Raw genomic sequence first — 19830 nt, 5'->3', positions numbered from 1 at the left:
GTTCCTTTCGATTCTACTCCGTCTGGTCCCCGAATTTGATGGTTTTGGTGCCCCTAGAGCACCGAATTCAAACATCTCCCCGCCACTTTTATCCGAGTGGACACTCTATAATTACTCGTTCCCCGACAGAAAACGAACCGGGAACCATGAGGTGAATCAATGAGTTCGTACTCGACGTCCCCGAGCACCAGTAGAGGCCAGCAAACACGACACGATGTCGCTGCTTCTCACCTAATCCGTCAGTTCCCTGCCGGTATCATCCTCCGCTACGAGGCTGACAACGACCAGCTGGAGGAGTTTATTCTTGGGAACACACTCATCACCTACGTAATGTTCAACTTCTGTGACGCGATGGAATTTATCAATGAGCACGGGTCTCTGCACGCTTACCTATCGGACTGGCAGGTTCCGATTGTTACCGCGACCGAGAAAGACAAGATCCTCAAGAACAGGACGCGGGACGATATCCGACATCTGCTGGAGCGAATCCAACCTGCAATCTACGTCCCTGACGCCGGAAAGGTCTATGGCAACAATTTGGAGGACCAGCAGCGTGGCGGCCTACGGGAATACCGAATCCGAGTCGACTGGGTGGTCAACGAGATTGAACGGCAGGGGTGGGAAATCGAAGTCCTCCCCCTTGCCAAGGCAATGGAGCAGTGGCAGTTCAAGGAGATGCTCCCATGGTATCGGGAGCACGGATTCCAGAACTTCGCTTTCTACGCACGACAGTACTACACTCACGGGAATCGGTTCAACGCCATGAGAGAGCACACGAACAATCTCGTGGACTTGGTTGATCCCGAGAACGTATTCATGATTGCTCTCCACGGCAAAACCCACCTGCGGAAGCTCCCATCTCGGGTCAACGGCGCGAGTGGTCTCAAGCAATTCATCGACAACTGCGACTACGACAACGAACAGTTCGAGCAGTGGCGGGCTGACCTCGAAGCGAACTCTCTGAACACACGAGACGACCTCCTAGAGTACTAATAATGGGTAAGAGTCCTACTGGAACGAGCGAGAGCACTGACGATGAATCGGAAGAGGAAGAACCCGGGATCCACCCGGACCAGACGGAATTCGACGGACATGATGCTCCCAAGAACGACGATCCCAACCAAGAGGAAACCTCCACGCCGCCCGCTGGAGGCGGCGGTGGTGGTAGTGCAGGTGGTGGAGGAGGGTCTAGTGCCCCTCCTGTTACCCCCGGCGGTGAGGAGGCTCCTGAAGCAGAGGAACCCGATGATGAACCAGAAGAGGAGTCGCCCGAAGCGGACGAACCGCCAGAGCCACCCGAGGAGCGGGATCAGTCCGAGGAGACGGATGACACCGAAGACGAAGAAGAGGACGAGGAGCCAGAGGAAAACGAGGCAGAGGTAACCGTCTACACCGACCCCTGGGACGTTACAGGCTGGGGCAACGAGCCAGACCTCCGTCGCTTACAGGAGACGTTCGGAGACAAACTCACGGTCGAGTACGATGTCCTCTCGGCTCGTACGATTGAGGGGTTGGAGGGCGACACAGAGATGCCCACCGCCGGCTACCCGGACCTTCCCGAGTCCACGGCGGATTCATACCAGGCGCTCACCGCTGCTCAAGAGCAAGATCTCGCCCGCGAGTACCTCCGACGCCTCCGGATCGCAACGTTATCTGAGGGCCGTGACATCGAGAGCGAGGACATCCTTGTCGAGCTCGCCGCAGAGGTCGGACTCAACGCCGACCAACTCCGAGAGGATATGACGAACGTCAATGTCGAGGTTCCAGAACCTGTCGAGGAAACGCCCCATATGGAGGTCACGATATCCGACATCCCGCACTTCTGGACTGAGAACATCGAATTCGGTCGGGTCTTCGGACGCATGGTTGGTGAGGGTGTTCAGCCCGAGCCGACGGGAAGGACGATCCCTCAGTTCGTCGCCGAGTACGAACCGGTCACTACCGCTGAGGTGGCGGAGACCTTTGAGCTAAACCAAGACCAAGCAGTCGAGGACCTCCGGCAGCGGGATAACGTCGTGCCCCGCGACTTCGGAACCGGCACATTCTGGTTCACCGTCTAACTGCCCTCACATCCAGAGTTCGTCTGCGGTTATTTCAAAAATGTTGAGATTCGATCGTGAATTGTATCTCCGTTACAAAAAGTCGTTTAGTGTTTCGTAGGCGTCCTCCGGATACTGATTCGGCTCGGCGACCGCCCACACCTCGTTCTTGACCGCCGCCTTCGGTGAAGCACCGTCTTCAATGTGCTCACAGAGAATCGTCAGATTCCGAGTCGAGAGAGTTGGCCAGTTCTCGTTTTGCCGGGTCTGATGAGCGAACTGAACAATTTTCCTGAGCGTCCCACGGTCCACGACTTCGCGACTGGCATTCACCTGCGCGTCCAGCGTCGCGACCTCCTCGTCGACGTCTTGGATGTAGGGTTGTTCCAGCGCTCGGAACCGGCCACGAGTGGCCGAGTTCATCGGCTCGGAATCTCGGTACTCCCGGGTCGGTGGGTTCATCGTGATCACGATTCGCGCCGACGGATGAGGTTCGACCAACTCTCCGTGGGCCTTCACGAGGAGTTTACCCTCGTTGAGCAGACGATGCAACGACATCGCCGCCCCGGCTCGCATCACAGGGAACTCGTTGAGCACCAGCACCGATCCGTTCAGCAGCGCTTGCTTTGCGGGACCGTTACGAGGTACTATCAGTCCGTTCTCAGTGGGAGTGAGCGGTCCGAAGAGGTCCTCCGTATGGGTTGCTTCGTCACAGTCTACCGAGACGTAGCCACGATTCGTCCGGTGACACAGGTACTTGATCAGGTAGTTCTTCCCAGAACCTCGCGGGCCAGCAATCCGAACTGGAACCAGCCCACGAGCGAGCTTCTTGGCAAGCAGTTCGTCGAGCGGAAGTTGAAGCCGTGGTTCGGTCGGAACTGCTGGCGGGACGACGTCGCCCGCTTCGTCGACGGGTAGTGCGTCATCGCCGGCGTCTGGATGCGTCGCTGCCTTCGGTACGTCAGGGTGGTCAGGGTTATCGAGGATGTGGAGACCCGTTGGAACAGGGTCCTGTGCATTCCGCCCGATATCGGACACGTACTGTGCGTCGACGGCATCAGGGGACAAGCCATCCGTGCGGTAACGTGGTTCCCCAACGGGTTCGTTGGCAGTTGTAATGTCGAGGACTCGAGCGACACCGTGCCTCCCCGTTTCATCGAGTCGTCGGGAGTACCGAGCGTCGGCAGCTCGCGAAAGCCAAACACCAACCGGAACGTGTCGGTGAGCGGCTTGAATAATCGCCTCTGCTCGGCTCTCTGTTAGCGTGCCGGTCAGATTCGCAAGCTCAGCGACTTCGGCGTCGACTAGCTCGGTGAACGTCGTGTAGCCTGCGTCTCTGAGTGCAGTCGCAATACTCTCCGTGACGACATCGAGAACTTCGAAATCGTCACCCTCAGACGTGCCAGCGGGACCACCGAATGCTTCCGTAATCACGGGCGGTTCTGGTCCCTGTGGAGAGACGCCGACAATTGTCGTGCTCCCGCCAGACCCCCGGTCGAGCGTGAACGTTCCATCCGCTGCTCCGGCATCGATGAGGTCAGCGGCTTCCTGCTCGCCAATATCGATGTAATCACAGACACGAAGCGTAACGCGTTCGACCGGGATCGTCCCTCCTTCGCGCTTGAGGAGGCGATGCACCAGGTACGAAAGCACGACGAGCGGTTCTGGCGGGTCGACCGTTGGGTCGGGTTCTGATGAAGACATAGTACGTATGCGAGACCCGTTAGGAGCCCCGTCGCCCGCTTTCGGGCTGATAAATGCCCAGCTCTCAGGACGAGCCTTCGATGTCGTCGAGGCGGTGCTGAACCCGGTCATGGAGTCGCTGGGCGGCCCCGTCAGTGAGATTCGCTTCAGTATCTACCTCGATGCCGGGAATATCGACGACGTCTTCGAGCGCGTCACTGAGTGTCTGCTGACTGGCTGGCAGGACACGTTCCTCGGGTTCGTCGGTTTGCCGATCGTGTTCCTTCATCGCCAGTTGAATCATCATCGCTGGTTTTCGAAGGAGCTCACCAGCGACCTCAAGATACTCCTGGTGAGTATTCGATGCCCAGGAACCCTCGTATTCGTCGAGGAGTGCGATCAACAGAGAGAGCTGGAGGTTGTAAACGGTTGGTCGGGATGATGGAGATGCCAGCGTCGTGGCCCGGTCAGCAGCGGCCTCGGCATATCTGTTGGCGACGCCCCAGTAGCGGTAGCAAGCGGCCGCATCGAACGGAAGCTCGCCGAAGTCGTAGGCGATGGCCCGTGTTCTACGTATCGCCAGATCGACCTTCACCAGGCGATCGGAGATATCGTCGTAGATCGCTTTCCACCACTCGTTGATCGGAACTCTGTCGTTCGCCCGTTCGTGGTCGGCGTCGGTGGCTCGACCGTAGTGACGGCGGGTGTACCGCTTGCCTGTGTCAGGGACGATAGTCCCGGCCTCGGAGAAGTAGAGGATGGGTTTCGCCCACAGCGTCTGTGTCCCCCGGAAATCGTAGCCAGTTTCGAATCCACCGTAGACGACGAGATCTGACTCGTTCGCCCCAGAGACGGTAGTGACACCGTCAGCATCCTCCTCTATTTCGGGGTCTTCACTTGCAGTAACGGTGTGTTCGAGACCGGGACAGACGACGAACATCTTGAGGAGACCGCCCCAGTCCCGGTAGCTTGCCCAGCCGAATGCCTCAGTCTCACCGCGCTGCTGGAGTGCTCCCACGATTGGGAGATACGCCTCTTGTGGATTGATGATGGAGTACCGATCAGAGGCGATCTGCCAGCGGAACTTTACATCGAACCCGAGTGCGCAGAGCGCTTTGCGTCGTTCGTCGACGATATCCTGGTGATCGCGAACACGAACCAACGGGTCTGACGACGCGTCCGTGGCTATTTCTGAGAGTGACTGGCCAGTTGCAGTCTCTAGTGTATCGATATCCAGCCCATCGACGTTGCGGAGAGCTTCGATGTCAATGGTCCCGTCGACACCGACGAACTCGTTTGTGGCCCAGAGTTCACCCGAACTCGCTTGTGGAAGGACGCTGAGAACGTCTTTCAGGGGCTGTGGCTCCGGATCGAGACACCTCGTTTCCGGTGAAACAGCGTCTGGATACACTGCGTCGTCTGCCGGCGTCAACCCTGCAAACGCGTGCGTTGCTTCCTGGTCCAGAAGGTCGAGGATCGACGTGGATGCACCAGTTGATTGGTGGTTATCTTCCCCTGAACGGGACTTCGACGTGGAGTGCTCTCGCTCGCGGTTCGCTTCTGACTGTGTATGTGTGGACATGGCGAATTAGATGGGGAAACAGTCGAGGCTAGCCATAGTGGACACTCGACGAGTCTTCCCCTCAATCCATTGAGGAGGGTAAAATGGGGTGGCGCTGTCTCATACAGCACTACCCCGAAGCGGATGCCAATGAATCTCCTCTCGGGCCTGTTTGCTCTTCATCATCGCTGGCATGGGTGTCATTCATCGTAACTCAGGTTGAGCTGAGATAGCGCAGATTGGCAAGCTGACGAAAGCTATATTCTTGTAGGTCCAAAATTTTGACACAGATAGAACGGTGCTGACAGACATCCCTTCGATTGAGGAACTGGCTGAGATTACTGGCCAGACAGAAGAGCAGCTCCGGAAAGATCGGGAAGCATCTACCCGGATGGCCCGGTCGAGTTCTGAGGACCCTCCGCACCATGCAGACGACTAGGTTCTTTTTTAATGAGCGGCTCTGGGTCTGCAGAGAAAACAAGGCGAATTCGTCGGAACTTGACTCCGAGACGGCTCACAAACACTATCGACCAGCTCTGTTCAAATCCTAACTCAGCTTTGCACGTTGAAGTAGGAGCGTGACGTAGGCGGTAGCAAAGACGGATGATGCCGATCACCGACTTCCTGTCGTGTACGCGCGTGTTCGACGGGTTCGATTCGCTATCACCGGCACAACGCCGTCACGCGAAAACCTACGCCACCGGTCTTGTTGCGGCCAGCAACAAGACCGTGGCGGGCATCGCACGCGAAGTACTTCCAGCCAGCGGAAAACGCGCTCTCAACAAGTTCCTCACCGAGTACGACTGGGACGAGAAGCAATTCAACCACGAACGTCTTGAAGAACTCCAGAAACACGGTGAAACACGCTGGTCGAAGGATGGGTACATCATCCTCGACGACACAATCACCGAGAAAGCCGGGGACGAAGTCCCCGGCGTCGGCCGATTCTACGATCACGCGGAAAATGACACTGTCTGGGGCCAAGACCTCATCTACGCCTTCTACGCTGACGACAAAACAGCCTATCCACTCACTTTCCGCCTCTACGAACAGCAAGATGACGAGGACGATGGCCACGACACAAAATACGATCTGGCCAGAGAGATCGTTACGGAACTCGAAGAAGAGGTAGGTGTGCCTGCGGACACCTACCTCTTCGACTCGTGGTTCGCTCACGACTCCGACCTTCCCAAACAGATCGAATCTTACGGCAAGGACTGGATCGGCCCGCTCCGCAGCAATCGACAAGTGACCTACGCAGGCGAAGAACTCCGCGTCGATGCGCTTGCCGAGCGCATCGACACGGTTGAGCGCAACATCGAGGACGATACCTATCACATCTGGACGAAGAAGCTTCCCGTCTCCCAACTGGGAGACGTGAAGCTGGTCATCGCCGAGAAAGAAACCGACGAAGACGAAGAAAACCCGGTCAAGTACCTCGCCACGAACAAAATCGACGCACCGACCCAACACGTGATCCGCTCCTACGGGATGCGGTGGCGCATCGAGACGTTCTTCGAGGACTCGAAGCAGGATCTCGGCTTAGGAGACTGCGAGATGCAGACCGACGAAGGTGCCAGTCGGCACTGGCACCTTCTCATGGCTGCCTACAGTCTCGTTCGTCTTGATCCTGAGTCGAGAGCCTTGGGGACGGTTCGCTCGAAAGCGTCATCGCTTCGAGCGAACCTCGAACATTCCCTGAAAGAGGCGGTGTACAACCTTCTATCGTGGGTTCGAGACAACGATGACCGTGGCGTCGATGACCTCATGGAAGAAATCGACCACCTCTTCGTTCACTCAACTACCGAGGCTAACGTGCAAAGCTGAGATCCTAAGAGAGGTATAGGATCGAGCAGTATTTTGACCGAACGCAGGCTCTCCCGAAATCACAGTATTCCGGTTCGTAGAGCTCATCAACCGAACGCTTATTCCCTCGCTTTACCTACTCTGAATATGGCAAGTGCAACGAATGATGAGTCTCCCGAAGAAGGCGTGGAGTTTATTCACGAGGACGATGGGCAAATCACCGCTCGTGACCTCGAAACTGGCGTCGCTTCGTTCGGAGAGACCAAAACGGAGGCACTCCGTATGCTTGCGGAGGCCCTTGAGTTGCACGAGGGTGGCGGAGAACCAGTCACTGACGCCGATCTTGAAGAGTGGGGGATTGAAGACGTTGAGCTCGGGGATAAGGAGCTTCCTGAGTTTATGCAGTAGATGGTCCGGACGAACTTCTCCGGCCGTGAAATCGCATCTGTGTTAATTGACCACGGGTTCGTCCGGACAGGCCGAGTTGGCAGTCATCTTAAACTCCGCTACGAATCGCCTGATACAGACGAAGTCCGTATCGTGACGGTACCAATGAAATCAGCAGATAATATCCCAACTGGGACACTCCAGTCAATTGCCGATCAGTGTGGAGCAAACGACTTCCACTCGTGGTGCCGGTGGGTTAATCAGAATCTGTAGCTCTCAGTCCGCAGTTCGACCTAACGACTGTGTCAGAAAGACAGACGTCGAAATGGTAGGATTTCAACAGAGCCATTCATAGAAGATCGCTCCTTCCCTTGTTCAGTGTATATTTCTATTATTATTTCTCACAAGCATTTCCTGATTGTCATCGTAGTATGGGATGTACTCTTCACCACCGAACCAGCGAATGAGAGTTGGCCGAAGACTTCGAATTCTCTCCTCGGTCGATTCACCAACGTGATCGACGGTTCTGAGCGTAGTGGCATAGCAGGCCCACGCCGCGAACTCGCCCATCGTCTCGAACTCCTCAGCGATGGCCCGCTTGGCGGCAGCGGACCTCAGTCGGCCATGTGTCGAAAGCCACTGCTCCGGCAGTGATTCGGCAGCAGGATCATGCTTCCCCAATCGGATTTCCTGAAGTCGATGCAGGTTCCCTCTAGTGTTTCCCTTCTTCCAGAGGACCTCGTCGTATCGTCGGACCAGGGCAAGTTCGTCAGCGTAAGTGATCGAGTCCAGGTCGACCGTTTCGATGTCGACGTCGTCCGGTTGGGGTGCGGTGTTCTCGGGATAGTCCCTGTGAAGATACTGTTCACGGAAGCTCGACTCTCGGAAGTCTTGCAGCCGTATCGACCACTCAGCACCGCTCAGTTCCCGCCTGATGAAGTTCTCTGCGAACAGGTGATAGTCATCAATTGCGACTTCAACCCCGAAAGCGGAAGCAAGCAGGGCAATAGCGAGTTGGCAAGCACGTTCTGGTGACGCGTCCGGCCCCCAATCGAACCCGCCCGGCGACACGGTATGCACCATCAGGTGTTTGTCAAGGAGATCGTCGCCGGCGTAAACGAGACAGCCCCCAAGTGTGCGTTCTCCGCGATACCGCCGCGCTCGGTACTTCGACTGTGAGTAGCTCGTTTTCATTGTACGTGGAAAACCATCTGGGAGCAATTATGTCTCTATACGGGGAGCCAGCATCCGGGTCATCGACCCTGCATCATCGTCAAGTTCGTACGAGAGCATGATCGGGAACCCGCTCCCGAAGTCGACCGTGACGCTAGCCCCCTTCGGAATGGTTCGGACGAGCTTCTTCATGTAGTCGAGGCTGAACAGCGACGACGCATCGGCGAACGTAGCCTGGTCGAGTTCCTCCGCATCAAGCTGGAAGTCGACAGCGTCAGTATCGCCTTCTGCTTCGATTGTGAGGACCTCATCGTCGGCGTCCATCCGGAATCCGACGTGGTCGGCAACGAGGTCAGCGGCTTTGACCCCTTGCTGAAGGACGTCGCGGTCGAGCGTAGCGCTCGCTGGTAGTTTCAGCTCAGGGAGCGTCGGCTCTGCTCTGATGGTCGCTGGATCGAGACAAGCCATTCGGAACTCGATGCCGTCGACGAAAACAACCAGCTTGCGTGTCTCTCTATCGAGACGGAACTGGACCAGATCGTCTTTCTTTGCGAGGTTCACGGGATCAGCGAAGCGGTCCAGGTCAAGACCGAGGACACCTGGAGTAGCATCGTACGACTCGAATGCTGAGGCATTCAGAGTGAGATCGTCCATCGCGACGTTGGCGGGATCGACTGCACGGACGCGAATCCCGGATTCGTCGATCTTGAATCGGGCTTCGTCGACGTTCGCCCGAAGTGCTTTGAGGATAGCCTTTAGAGGACTTGCCTGGATGGTTGCTCGGAACGTCGACGGTGGCTCTGAAGCAATCTCATCCGTTGCTTCCTCCCCATCAGTATCGACATCTGCTTTTGGTTCTGCCTCTGTCTTGGGTTCGAGCTCTCGGGCTTGCTTCAGCCAGTCTACAGCCTGTTCCACGCTGACGTTTGCAAACTCCGCGATTGTCTCGGAGTCAGCGGCTTCGAGAGCCTCGATCGTTTTGATTCCCTGTTCGCGCAGACGGGTCGCTTGTTCCGTGTCGAGACCAGAGATGTCGACGAAATCTGGTAGTTGTTCGGAGGGTTCCGCGACAGTCTCTGGCTGTGCGGACGCATCTGAACGGCTGTTCTCAGTCTGTTCTTCGTCAGAACGATCTGTGGATGTTTCTATACTCATAGGGTTCTATGGCGCGATAGAGCGAAAGCACGAGTCCGACGGGCAATCGTTGAGTCAACTCGCCTTCCTCTCAGTCTCTTGAGAGAAGATAAATCTCGACTCGGGAATGCTAGCCGAGGTATAGCACAGGACGCAGCAAAACCAGCAATCAGGTATTACTGGCTTCAGACAGCAGTCGCGTTGAGCTACAGAATCCGTGGTTCACTTACGAGACACCGTACTGCTCTTTGAGGGCAATAAATTCTGATTCACTCGGGAGAACCACCGGGAGGTCGTCAGCAACCTCGAACTCTCCGTGAAGGGGTCGGTACATCGCGGCCACCGCTGTCTCCAGATCGTACCACGTTACCGTCTCTGTGAGGGCTTCCTGATCGATATCAAGTTTCTCGATCAGCAGCATCGAGTAACTGACGCGTCGCGAGCCGCTATCGAGGACGAGGGTGTGACACACGACCTCCGAGGGCGTGAGGTCTTCATCCGGAGCGTACCAGAATGCGGATTCACCGGCAAGGAAGAACTGCAAGCCGTACTCCTGGAATCGTGCGAGTCCAGTCACCCGCCACTCATCGGCCGACTCTAGTACGGTCGTATCCTCGGACGTCTGGACGCGAACGAGTGCTCGCTTCGGGTCGCACCACTCGACAGTCGCACTCGGAGCGAGTTTTCGAGCCCGCGAGCGATGTTCATGGGTAACGACTTCTCGTGCGAACGTTAGCAGTGGTGAGAGGTCTTCAACCAACGCATATTCGGGCCCAAATGGCGACAGCATCGCTCGGTGCTTGAGCGGTGACAACGCGTTGTAGACGCCCTGCCGAGTGATGTCAAGTCGATCTGCGATCTCAGTCACTCGACGTGGTTCATCCAGAAACCAGCATACCCGCAGCGTAGCTGGCGAAAGGATCTCAGTCCAATCGACGTGGCCGAGCTTCGAACGGAGGTTTCGATACGACTCAACGACTGGATGGTTCGTCACTCGGACGAGACGTCGGTTCTTCGAACCCCGGGTTTCGGTGAGCAAGCCGTCCTCGACCAACTCATCGAGGACGTCGTAGATATGGTCCTGAGAATACTCGGTTTCAGTCGCGAGTTCGTCTGGCGTTGACTCACGGCCAGCGCTAAGCGCGTCTAGCAGCGCAAGGCCGGCCTTCGTCAGCATCTTTATAAATAATATATCCAATTCGTTTAAATATGTTTTTGGATTTTTGTTTATAGACTTCCTGTGTAACGTCTACCCCGCTGCCGACGAGTTCGTGCTACATCGAAACCGGCGGAAGCCAGTCACAGGCCGGACAGAACGCTTCGTATACAGCCAGTGTTTCGTCGAACTCCCAACTTCCGTCGTCATGGAAGAGCACGCCTGCGCGAACGATAGCATGAACCGCTCCATGACCACAGTTGGGGCATTCGTCACCTGGGGCCCATCCCGCCCGCTCGAAATCAATCGTCCACTCCGCGTCAGTGACCGACGGCGACGACCGTTCACCGCAAGAAGTCATCCGTGTACCTCCGTTCCTGAGTCCGCTGGGTGTTCGAGCATCGATTGGAGTTTCTTCCATTGCTCACGGAGCGTCATAGCGGAGACATTCGCGAGGTCAGCGAGACTCGTTTGGGTGACTTTCGCGCCACCCTCCCGAGCAGCCTCATAGACGCAGGCAGCGGCAACGCCGGTTGGTCGACAGCCGTTCCCGAGACCGACTTCGGATGCTTCTCGGGCCAACTTCAGGGCGCGTTGGCGCACTTCTCGTGAGAGATCGAGGTCCGATGCGAATCGTGGGACATACTGAACGGGAGCCATCGGAACGGCCGGGAGATTGAGTTCGTGATTCATCACACTGTACGCGTTGCTAACCCGTTCTCTGGAGACAGTCGACACCTCTCCGACCTCCTCTATTGTCCGAGGGAGTCCCGAACATCGACAGGCTGCATACACCCCAGCAGCCGCCATTGCTTCGATCGAGCGACCACGGATAAGGTCTTCGTTCGCAGCAGTCCGATAGAGGGCGCACGCCTGCGTACAGATGCTCTCGGAAAGGTCGAGCGCACCGACGATCCGCCGGATTTCCGAAAGTCCATGTGCAAGGTTCTGCTCTGCCTTCCCTTCGAACTGGGCTTGGCGGTCCCATCGCCGAAGCCGGTTCAGTTTCCGACGTTTCGCGGCTGGTAGCTGCTGCCCACGTGCATCGCGATGCCGGCCGATCTCCGCAGAGATGCCCCAGTCGTGGCGGGCATTCGTCACTGGCCCACCAACGCGATGTCGCTCTTCGGTGTCGTATGGCGTCCATTCAGGACCGTAGTCGATACAGTCCCCTTCGACGACGAGCCCACACTCAGGACAGTACCTCTCAGTACCATCCCATCTAAGCTTGAGCTCAGAACACTCGGAGCATTGGTCGGTCGTAGAAGTGTGTCGTTCATGCGTCTCAACATCGTTCTTCTCAGGCTGTTCAGTGTGTTCCGTCGCGACGCTGGATGAATCTGTAGACATGGTTGATTGAAGGGAGGGCTCCGGGAGCGGACTACTCGAAGTCGGGGCCAGTCAGGTGGGGTGGCAGTTCCGGGTCGAATTCGCGGTGGAATGCACGGAGAACTCGATTCTGCCAAGCTGCGTATTCGCCAGGGGTTGCGGCTCCGAACCGTTTCACACCGAGATCGTATTTCCAAGCAAACGCTTCGAGATCGACTGCCTCGATACTCGTAATCGCGTCTGTCGTGGGATCTGGAGCAGCGGCTGCTGGAAGGGGTCGTTCCACCCACGCATCGAAGCATCCATCCACGGAGCTAATCACGAGGACACCGTCAGTTCCTCCGACGAACAGGCTGGTCGAAATCCGAGCAAGGTTTCGGTACAGATTTGACGGAACGACCAGGAGCAAGTTCTCCAGATCCACCGAGGATGGATGAGCGTCTTCTCCAGACCGACCGTCAGTTATCCATCGGTTCTTGGTGTCGAGCCAACCTCCATATCGGAGTTTGTCGAGTGCGGCATCGAGGAACGTCTGGCTCCGGTACTGGATGTACCCAGCGACTGTCGCATAGAAGCTCATCGATCCTCCACAGAGAACTCTGGAGTGAGCGAATCCGAAGCATACGACCCACGCCGATTCGTCGAAGATAAAATCTGGATCGAAGGCTCAATAGTGAACATCTGCGGGGACCACCCAGAACTCGTCCTCACCGTTGTGTTCGAGATGCTGTTCGACCGCGGACCGAGAGCGAAGACCGGCGCCGTGTCGGTCGTAGATCCAAACGGAGGGGCCAACGAACTGACCGAGCCGATAACAATCAAACCGAGTGAGATCGACGTCGTCCATTACGGACTCAGAGTCGAGGGACTCGAGCTTCACTCGTAGTTTGTCGAGTGTCTCACGGAACCACGCTTCTTGTGCTTCGACAGCGTCTTCGAGGAATTGCCTTCCCGTCTCCGACTGCAGGGACAGGGCTGGCTCGAGGCCGCCGTAGCGAGGGTGGTCTCGATACCGAGCCGTCGATTCATCAAGCGTTTTGTAGTAGTCGAACGCCGTCGACGCTCCGTCACCGATTCCAATTAATCGGTCGAGTGCGTACTGAGCTGTACTAACCGCCTCCGAGCCATCGACTGCAGGGACGAGTACTCTTATGAGCATATGCATTTTCTATTCCTCACCCCTTTCAGGGTCGATAAATCAGGCCCTTAGACCCTATTCCGAAGATTCAGGAGAGAGAGTTCGGTTGCGGAATAAAAGTCGTTCGACCTATCTTAGTTGAAGCTAAGATAGTTCAACCTAACCAAAAGTGCAAGTCACACACTCTCGGACAAGTCTTACAATATCAGGGCCCACAGTATCGTATGGACGGAACATGTCACACGCTCCGTCCACTCCCTTTGCATGACACCTGACGATGACGTTCTGGGTCGGTGTCCGGACTGCGCGACGAAAATAACACGGGCTTGGATACTCATCGAGTACGAGAACACCGAGGGCCAGACAGGTGTGTGGGCAGAGTGTCCGGAGTGTGACGACGTCGTCGAACCCCAGTAAACAGTCGCTTTTCAATCTTGCAGCATCGCAGCCATTCGGCCAGCTTCTTCGGCTTCCTCACTTCGAGACATATCGTACCGGGAGAGTGCTTCTTCGACTGCCTCGTCAAGCGTCATATCTCCCCTCCGATGCTGTAATCACTGTGTCCCCAGATTCAGGTTCGAACGAGAGCGTGATGAGGAGTTCGTCGAACCAGACGACCGGGCGCTTGCTCTGTCCTTCTTCCTCGAAGAAGATGATTCCCAGCTGAGCAAGTCGACTAAGTTCCTCGTGGACATTCTTTACGTCACGGTCCACAACCCGGGCAGTCTCGTTGATGCTGGATGGTTCCTCCCGGCGAATAGCCTCGAAGAGTTCGAGGACTCGCGGTGTCAGCGTCTCCATGAGATCGTCGTAGCTGGTGAACGACAGCGTCGGCAATTCGTCCACTGAATCACCGTGTTCCAGTGACTCGACGTCGTCAGTGACGTCGTCGTAGAACTCGTCGGACGATTTGACTGTCACGACAACGGTCGACGCAGCCCGAAGCTGTTCGCGCTCCACGGGATGCAGCGGTGGCATTGATTCGTTCATGCCATCACTCGTGTCTTTGATAGGGTAGCGTTGTCACGTCGAAGGCGTCGTAATGTCGGTCGTATGTGAGGATGTGATCAATCTCTAACTCGGCCATGTGTGACGCGACGATGAAATCAGTCAGGGAAGCATCGAGGTCGGTCCACTCAATAAACGTGTCCGTCGCATCACTGAATACCTCCGGAGTAACTGATTCGAGTCGATAGAGATCACTCTTATCGAGCGTCGTCAGAAACGTCGCGGCGTTTCGCATCGACGCCTGTTTTTTGAGGCGGGTCGCAGCCTCGTCGACGATATGGTCGTTCACGACCAGTCGTCGATAGGGGAGATCGCCGTCGCGGACAAAATCCATGAATGCACGTGAGACGGGATGCATCTGATCCTGCGGATTGAACAGCGCATAGAGGAACTTCGGGCCACAGACGACTTGGTGCCGAATCGAACCCGGTCGAAAGTGTTCAGCGGTCACCGTCCCAATCGGTGTCTCAACTGGTTCTGTCATCAGAGTTAGGAGTTTGAGGAGGGGTCCTCAGCGAGAGCGAACGATTCATCGTTGCCGTGCCACTCCTCAACGAGATCGTCTTCTTCTCTGGCGTCTGTCTGTGCTGTCCCTGAGAGCGACGAACTATCGAGCTCATCGAGAACTGTAAAGGCTGCATCGTTCGGATCGGCCTGTTGCTGGCGTTCGACCCACTCAATCAATGCCTCGTGACTGGCTTCTTTGAGCGACAGACCGTGTTCCTCAGCGAACTCTCGAAATCGCTCGTACTCCTCCTCGTTCAACTCGGTTTGGACGTGTTTGGTATCGTTGCTACTCATCCTGACCCTCCTGATATTGTGTGGATGTAGCGTCTCATGTAGTATAAGATGTTCGCATGTGGCAGTTCATGAATAGGGCTCGACCAAGTACCCTTCACAGTGTGAAAAACGGTATCGAACTCAGTCGAAAACCGAGCCTCGAAGTTTGAGGCGGCGTAGCCTTCGATCAACACATACAGAGATTGATTTGGTGGTGTTCATACAAAAACTCGATCAGTACGTTACGCTGACGATTGACCATCCAGTCGGTATCCGCATCATCTACTCGTCGCCAGGCTCGAATTCGACACGGTCGCGTGAAAGTAGCGGGTCTTCGCCATCTCGAAGTGGGGGCTCACCGAGCGTTTCTGGAGCGAGACCAGACCCGCTCAGGAACGCTTCGAGCGAACTCGTCTGAGTATCTTCGTCGCCAGTCATCGAATATGGCTCGTGCTATCCCGTAGTAGCTGGTTCCACATTAATGGATTTGCCCTGGGATTCGATTCTAATCTCGGAGAGTGTTACCCCACAGATTACGACATCGAGTGGTTTGTGGGGTAACAAGGGAGGTAGCTCGAAGGACGCAGATACGTCGTGTAAACGGAGATCTGAGTGTGGGAAAAGTGTGGGGATTCCTTAGAAAACACCGATATCAACAGCTCAATCGGCGATATATCTATGCTCCGCTACGCAGTGTAGAGTGTGAGGCTGACTAGAGCCTCACTGCGCAATTGGAAGAATTGCAATGAACAGTAGCAACACAGCAGATAAGAACCTATCGGCGACGATAGAGGCGACGAAGCAGACGAACGAACAACATGGGACCGCAACGACGCGTACTGAAGACGGTCACTCTCCGTACTTCCGGGCTTACCGGGAAGACCAAGAGCAGCGCCGTTCCGCCACTGAACCCACGACGAGGACTCGCCTGGTCGCAAGACTGGCAGGACTTCTCTGGGCGCTCATGGACGCCCCATCCAACGCTGACTCCCGAATCGACCCCGAGGTCGCGATGGAACAGCGCGGAGATGGTGACGTCTACACGGAGCGGACGGCAGCGAAGACTGACTTCGGGACGCGTGCTGAACCCGTCGATGGACTGTACGGGTACACGTCTGATGGCGACCCCATCGTCCCAGAACGAGGACAGCTCATGAGAGCCCGAACGAACGCGAACGGCCAGCCCGCTGACGCGCTCATCGAGCCCGATTCAGCAGGCGATCTCGCATCGTGGAACCCTGGTAACGCCAGCTCGAAATTCGTCGATCCGACCGGCGAACAAGTCGTTGGTGTTGCCAGTGGCCTCGACGAATCCGCCGGCCGCACGACTGCACACACGCCGTCGACACCCACTTCGAAGGCTGTCGACCGCCGGATGCAAGCGTACGACCGACCGGACGACGCAGAAACCCACGACCACGCTGAGCGGATGGAGACAACCACGGGACTCGACACCGCCGATCTGGAGGTCTTGCTCCCCGGTGGCGAATACGTCCGTCTCGGTGACCTGGTCACGGAGCCCGAGCAGTTCGCAGGCACCTCTTTGGAGTCTATCGAGCGATCACTCGCATTGGAGGCCGAGAAACGCAAAGTCACGGATGGCATCTGCCGCCCTGGCGAGCTGAGCGACGACGTCGAGCTAGTCGGTCACGCGAAGTGGCTGAACAACCGCTTCGACGAACTCGCTGCGACCCGGCCCACTGCGGCTGAACTCGCCGAGTCCCGAGAGAAACGAGCGAAGCAGGCCCACAAGGACCGCCTTCGCCCGTTGCTCGAGCTGGATCCCGACGAACACGAGGAAGTCTGTGCGATGGCGCACCGACTCCTGAGTGACGACTTCGAGAAGGTCTACGAGGTGCGCAAGAGTCCGCTGACGCTCGCACTCGCGCTTGCGAAGCGTGTCAACCGCGGCGTCGAGCCGACGAATGCGCTGCTCAGACAGGCCGAAGACGAAGCGAACGATCCCCAGAACGTCCAGAAGATCGGCAACGTCCGATATATGTCGACTGCACAGACGAAGGGACGGTTCTCCACGCAGGGTCGTGTTTCGATCCTCTTCGAGAACACTCACCCCGGAATCAAGCAGGCCGGCGTACTTCAGGACGAGACCGGGACGATACGGTTTGCAATTTGGGCGAAAAGCGAGTGGGATGAGACACGACCAACGCCAGATCCAACGGATTTCGGCGGTCGAACGCTCATCCGCTCACACCGCTTCCCCGAACTACACGTCGGAGACGTTGTCCGTGTTGAGAATGTCATTAAAGGGTGGTACGGCAATGAAGCCACCTTCGAGACTCGTCGAGACAGCGAATTCACGATTCTCGAACGCGCAAGTGACGAATCGGAACGTGACGAACCGTCATCCAATGCTGCGACGGCCCGAAAGTCACGACAGCACCGGCACCATCAGCGAACTGGCCCAAAGACGATTGGCAAACCAGTGCCGAAGAATCCCATTGCGTACTGGCGGGGTTCTGAGAGCTGGGTGTTCCCGGTGACGGACTGGACACCTGACTGGTGGCTCGCACAGGAAAACGTTGAGAGCGTTGGAACGTCTGATGCGGAGACGATGACTGGCAGGAAGGTAACGACTGAACCGTAACGAACTGTAGCAACCAGAGTCCCCTACGGACTCAGAAATCTAACCCCTCTTTCCGAACACCTGAACGGGAGCAAATGTAGACAAGTAGTTACCCCACGTAAACAGATAAACTCTAATTCTGTGGGGTAACGGTAGAGTTGGTAGCACGCTTTCCTGTCTTATCTAGATGGACTCCTCAGGGACGAGCATAGACTGAGTTCATAAAGAGCCTCATGTATCAGAGAGGGAATAGAAGAAGCAGATTCTGAACGGCCGCGTCTACATTTCGCTGTCGTGAGAGTTGCCATCCTCAATAGCGACGACGGCCTCTCGGAGATCACTGATGCTTTCACCGTATTCGTCCTGTGCCTGAGCACCGAACGGGGCCTCCCCTGCCTCGAACGCCTCGATCCGACCACTGGTCTGAGCCGCCGCTTCAGCGACCCACGCTTCCCGAGTCGACTCATCAACCTCGGTTATCGACTCTGGCTCGATGGCGACGTTGACCCGATCTCCCGACTCGTAGGTCCGAATCTTGCCGACGATCGCGACGTAGGTGGGAGTCTCCGCTGCTCGGAGCGCTGCCATCGCTTCGGGCTGGTACTGGCCGGCGTAGACGTAGACGGGGTAACTAGCTGCGAACACTTTCCCCTGCCAGTACTCCGAATCGTTTCCGACATCAGCCGTCTCAGTAAGCGTCCCGACGACGAACACCCGGTTGATGCCGATCCCAGTTGGCGTCAGGCCGTACACAGGAGCGCGCTCTTCGTCGGATTCTTGGAACGTGTGCGTAGTCGCGTTGAGCTCATCAGCCAAGAGCCGCGTAGCTGGCTGGCGCTGGGTGAGCGCGGGTTCGACTGCATCTGAATCCAGCCCAGCCGACACAGCGTCGGTCTCTTCAGCCTCGTCGACGAGGAAGTACGTCCCGAAGACGCTACCAGTGAGTCGGAACCGGCGACCCAGGAGCTGCTCGCTGATCTCGTCGGCAACGACATCAGTCGAGAGTGCGTCCATCGCCATCGTCGTCGCATCGTCCAACGAGATGCCGGTGACCGCTTCCGTCGCTACCTCGTTGAACAGCACGCTGACCGACCGCTCACCGTCGTCGAGGATCGCCTTGATTCGGAGATCGAAGTCGCCGTCTCGCTGCCCGTGTTCGGCACACCGACCGTTCCGGAGAACGCGAGTGCAGTCATCCTGTCCACAACGCTTGATGAGGCCCGAACCTTCCTGGACGTCAACGATGCTCCCGACGAGTTCGGTCGTGCCGTCGCTGACCTCGACGGACTGGTCTGTCTCGCTGATCGAGGTGGCTGAGTTGCAACTCACCGAGAACCGGCCCTGGTACTCGTCGGTGACGACGCTCTCGAATTTGTAGGTGCCACCCTCTTCGAGTTCCGGCAGGTCGGCACTGGCCCACGCGACGAACTTGAGTCGGCCGGACTCGTCACCCAGCAGTCCGACCTGAGCTATCTTTTCGCTCCGGGGTTCCCACAGTTCGACGACTTCGGCGACGACGTCGACCCACTTGTCGGCCTCATCGATGCTGTTGAGCATCGTCCGAGTGGCCTTCTTGGGACGGCCGCCGTAGCCCGCCAGTTTGGCGAGGTCGTCGGTGAGGTCGTCCCGGTCGAGGTTGGCATCGGTGCAGGCCTTCCGAACGACGGTTCGAACAGCCTCGTCCACCGGAACTCGGTAGGCGCACATCCGCTCCAGTTGGTCCTCGATATCGCGCTGGTCGAGGACGAACGTCGGGTCACTTCCGCCGGCGACTCGGGATTCGTCGAACGCCGCAAATGCGTCGCTGATGGTCTGGATACGATCCTGCAGGTCAGGGGCAACAGTACTGGACATCGTTGTTCTCCGAGGAGGAACTGGAGTAAGCGTTCGAGACACACTGATTCGCTGTCAGGGTGTCTTTTCGTCGCTCTCTCTGATTCTCCTCATCCCCTTGGGTATGATAAATCCCAGAATCAGTCGCCAACAGGCCACGAAATCTGAGAGCAGTCTGGGAGAATCAGTTCCATCGATTTTCTTCGGCGTGCTCGCTCA

Annotated in this window: 18 protein-coding genes and 1 pseudogene; 8 read left to right on the top strand and 11 right to left on the bottom strand. The window is 56.9% G+C overall.

The genetic code is table 11. The features are described 5' to 3' along the window. The first annotated feature begins 159 nt into the window (after positions 1-159). The gene (locus VJ162_RS16010; RefSeq protein WP_324665733.1) at positions 160-993 is read left to right on the top strand and encodes a hypothetical protein; all 834 of its coding nucleotides are present in this window, start codon (positions 160-162) and stop codon (positions 991-993) included. A gap of 2 nt (positions 994-995) precedes the next feature. Then, entirely contained in the window at positions 996-2060 is a 1065-nt protein-coding gene (locus VJ162_RS16005; RefSeq protein ID WP_324665732.1) for a DsbA family oxidoreductase, read from the top strand. 72 nt (positions 2061-2132) lie between these two features. On the opposite strand, the gene VJ162_RS16000 is transcribed toward VJ162_RS16005, so the two are convergent. Together VJ162_RS16000 and VJ162_RS15995 are read right to left on the bottom strand one after the other, a co-directional pair. Continuing rightward, positions 2133-3743: an AAA family ATPase gene (locus tag VJ162_RS16000; protein WP_324665731.1), complete on the bottom strand. Its 1611-nt coding sequence runs from the start codon at positions 3741-3743 to the stop codon at positions 2133-2135. 64 nt (positions 3744-3807) lie between these two features. Next, on the bottom strand, positions 3808-5304 hold the full coding sequence (locus VJ162_RS15995; protein ID WP_324665730.1) for a hypothetical protein: 1497 nt from the start codon (positions 5302-5304) through the stop codon (positions 3808-3810). Between the two features lie 582 nt (positions 5305-5886). Between VJ162_RS15995 and VJ162_RS15990 the strand changes: the two genes are divergently transcribed. The 3 genes from VJ162_RS15990 (at position 5887) to VJ162_RS15980 (ending at position 7749) form a co-directional block, all read left to right on the top strand. Next, complete coding sequence (locus VJ162_RS15990; protein WP_324665729.1) at positions 5887-7110, top strand: IS701 family transposase; 1224 nt, start codon at positions 5887-5889, stop codon at positions 7108-7110. Positions 7111-7236: 126 nt separating this feature from the next. Continuing rightward, positions 7237-7497, top strand: coding sequence for a type II toxin-antitoxin system HicB family antitoxin (locus VJ162_RS15985; RefSeq protein WP_121513016.1), 261 nt, complete (start codon positions 7237-7239; stop codon positions 7495-7497). Beyond that, the gene (locus VJ162_RS15980; RefSeq protein WP_324665728.1) at positions 7498-7749 is read left to right on the top strand and encodes a type II toxin-antitoxin system HicA family toxin; all 252 of its coding nucleotides are present in this window, start codon (positions 7498-7500) and stop codon (positions 7747-7749) included. Between the two features lie 102 nt (positions 7750-7851). On the opposite strand, the gene VJ162_RS15975 is transcribed toward VJ162_RS15980, so the two are convergent. From VJ162_RS15975 to VJ162_RS15955, 5 genes are all read right to left on the bottom strand, one after another. Further along, positions 7852-8670 carry a DUF6166 domain-containing protein gene (locus VJ162_RS15975; RefSeq protein ID WP_324665727.1) on the bottom strand — a complete coding sequence of 273 codons (819 nt, stop codon included), beginning with the start codon at positions 8668-8670 and terminating at the stop codon, positions 7852-7854. Positions 8671-8697: 27 nt separating this feature from the next. Beyond that, positions 8698-9804, bottom strand: coding sequence for a DNA polymerase sliding clamp (locus VJ162_RS15970; protein ID WP_324665725.1), 1107 nt, complete (start codon positions 9802-9804; stop codon positions 8698-8700). Between the two features lie 205 nt (positions 9805-10009). Next, entirely contained in the window at positions 10010-10960 is a 951-nt protein-coding gene (locus VJ162_RS15965) for a MarR family transcriptional regulator (RefSeq protein ID WP_324665724.1), read from the bottom strand. Positions 10961-11296: 336 nt separating this feature from the next. After that, complete coding sequence (locus VJ162_RS15960) at positions 11297-12289, bottom strand: transcription initiation factor IIB (RefSeq protein WP_324665723.1); 993 nt, start codon at positions 12287-12289, stop codon at positions 11297-11299. Positions 12290-12320: 31 nt separating this feature from the next. Beyond that, the gene (locus tag VJ162_RS15955) at positions 12321-12848 is read right to left on the bottom strand and encodes a hypothetical protein (RefSeq protein WP_324665721.1); all 528 of its coding nucleotides are present in this window, start codon (positions 12846-12848) and stop codon (positions 12321-12323) included. Between the two features lie 24 nt (positions 12849-12872). Here VJ162_RS15955 and VJ162_RS15950 point away from each other — a divergent pair, with 24 nt between their 5' ends. Continuing rightward, entirely contained in the window at positions 12873-13154 is a 282-nt protein-coding gene (locus VJ162_RS15950; RefSeq protein WP_324665719.1) for a hypothetical protein, read from the top strand. A gap of 516 nt (positions 13155-13670) precedes the next feature. After that, complete coding sequence (locus VJ162_RS15945; protein ID WP_324665718.1) at positions 13671-13823, top strand: DUF7837 family putative zinc-binding protein; 153 nt, start codon at positions 13671-13673, stop codon at positions 13821-13823. Between the two features lie 105 nt (positions 13824-13928). Here the strand turns inward: VJ162_RS15945 and VJ162_RS15940 are convergent, their stop codons facing one another. The 3 genes from VJ162_RS15940 to VJ162_RS15930 are packed head-to-tail and all read right to left on the bottom strand — an operon-like array spanning position 13929 to position 15215. Further along, positions 13929-14396: an HVO_A0114 family putative DNA-binding protein gene (locus VJ162_RS15940; protein WP_324665717.1), complete on the bottom strand. Its 468-nt coding sequence runs from the start codon at positions 14394-14396 to the stop codon at positions 13929-13931. A 4-nt stretch (positions 14397-14400) separates the two neighbouring features. Further along, positions 14401-14865: a type II toxin-antitoxin system VapC family toxin gene (locus VJ162_RS15935; RefSeq protein WP_324665716.1), complete on the bottom strand. Its 465-nt coding sequence runs from the start codon at positions 14863-14865 to the stop codon at positions 14401-14403. 38 nt (positions 14866-14903) lie between these two features. Next, on the bottom strand, positions 14904-15215 hold the full coding sequence (locus VJ162_RS15930; RefSeq protein WP_324665714.1) for a hypothetical protein: 312 nt from the start codon (positions 15213-15215) through the stop codon (positions 14904-14906). 943 nt (positions 15216-16158) lie between these two features. On the opposite strand from VJ162_RS15930, the gene VJ162_RS15925 reads away from it, so the two are divergent. Then, a complete protein-coding gene (locus tag VJ162_RS15925; protein WP_324665713.1) occupies positions 16159-17799 on the top strand; it encodes a single stranded DNA-binding domain-containing protein in 1641 nt (546 codons plus the stop codon). A gap of 834 nt (positions 17800-18633) precedes the next feature. Here VJ162_RS15925 and VJ162_RS18530 read toward each other — a convergent pair. After that, a pseudogene (locus VJ162_RS18530) lies at positions 18634-19632 on the bottom strand (hypothetical protein); the annotation flags it as partial. Positions 19633-19830 lie beyond the last annotated feature (198 nt).

Source organism: Haloarcula sediminis, from assembly GCF_035656455.1.
GTDB classification, from domain to species: domain Archaea; phylum Halobacteriota; class Halobacteria; order Halobacteriales; family Haloarculaceae; genus Haloarcula; species Haloarcula sediminis.
The sequence above is the reverse complement of the archived record's forward strand: the minus strand, read 5'-3'. Positions and strand labels throughout refer to the sequence as shown.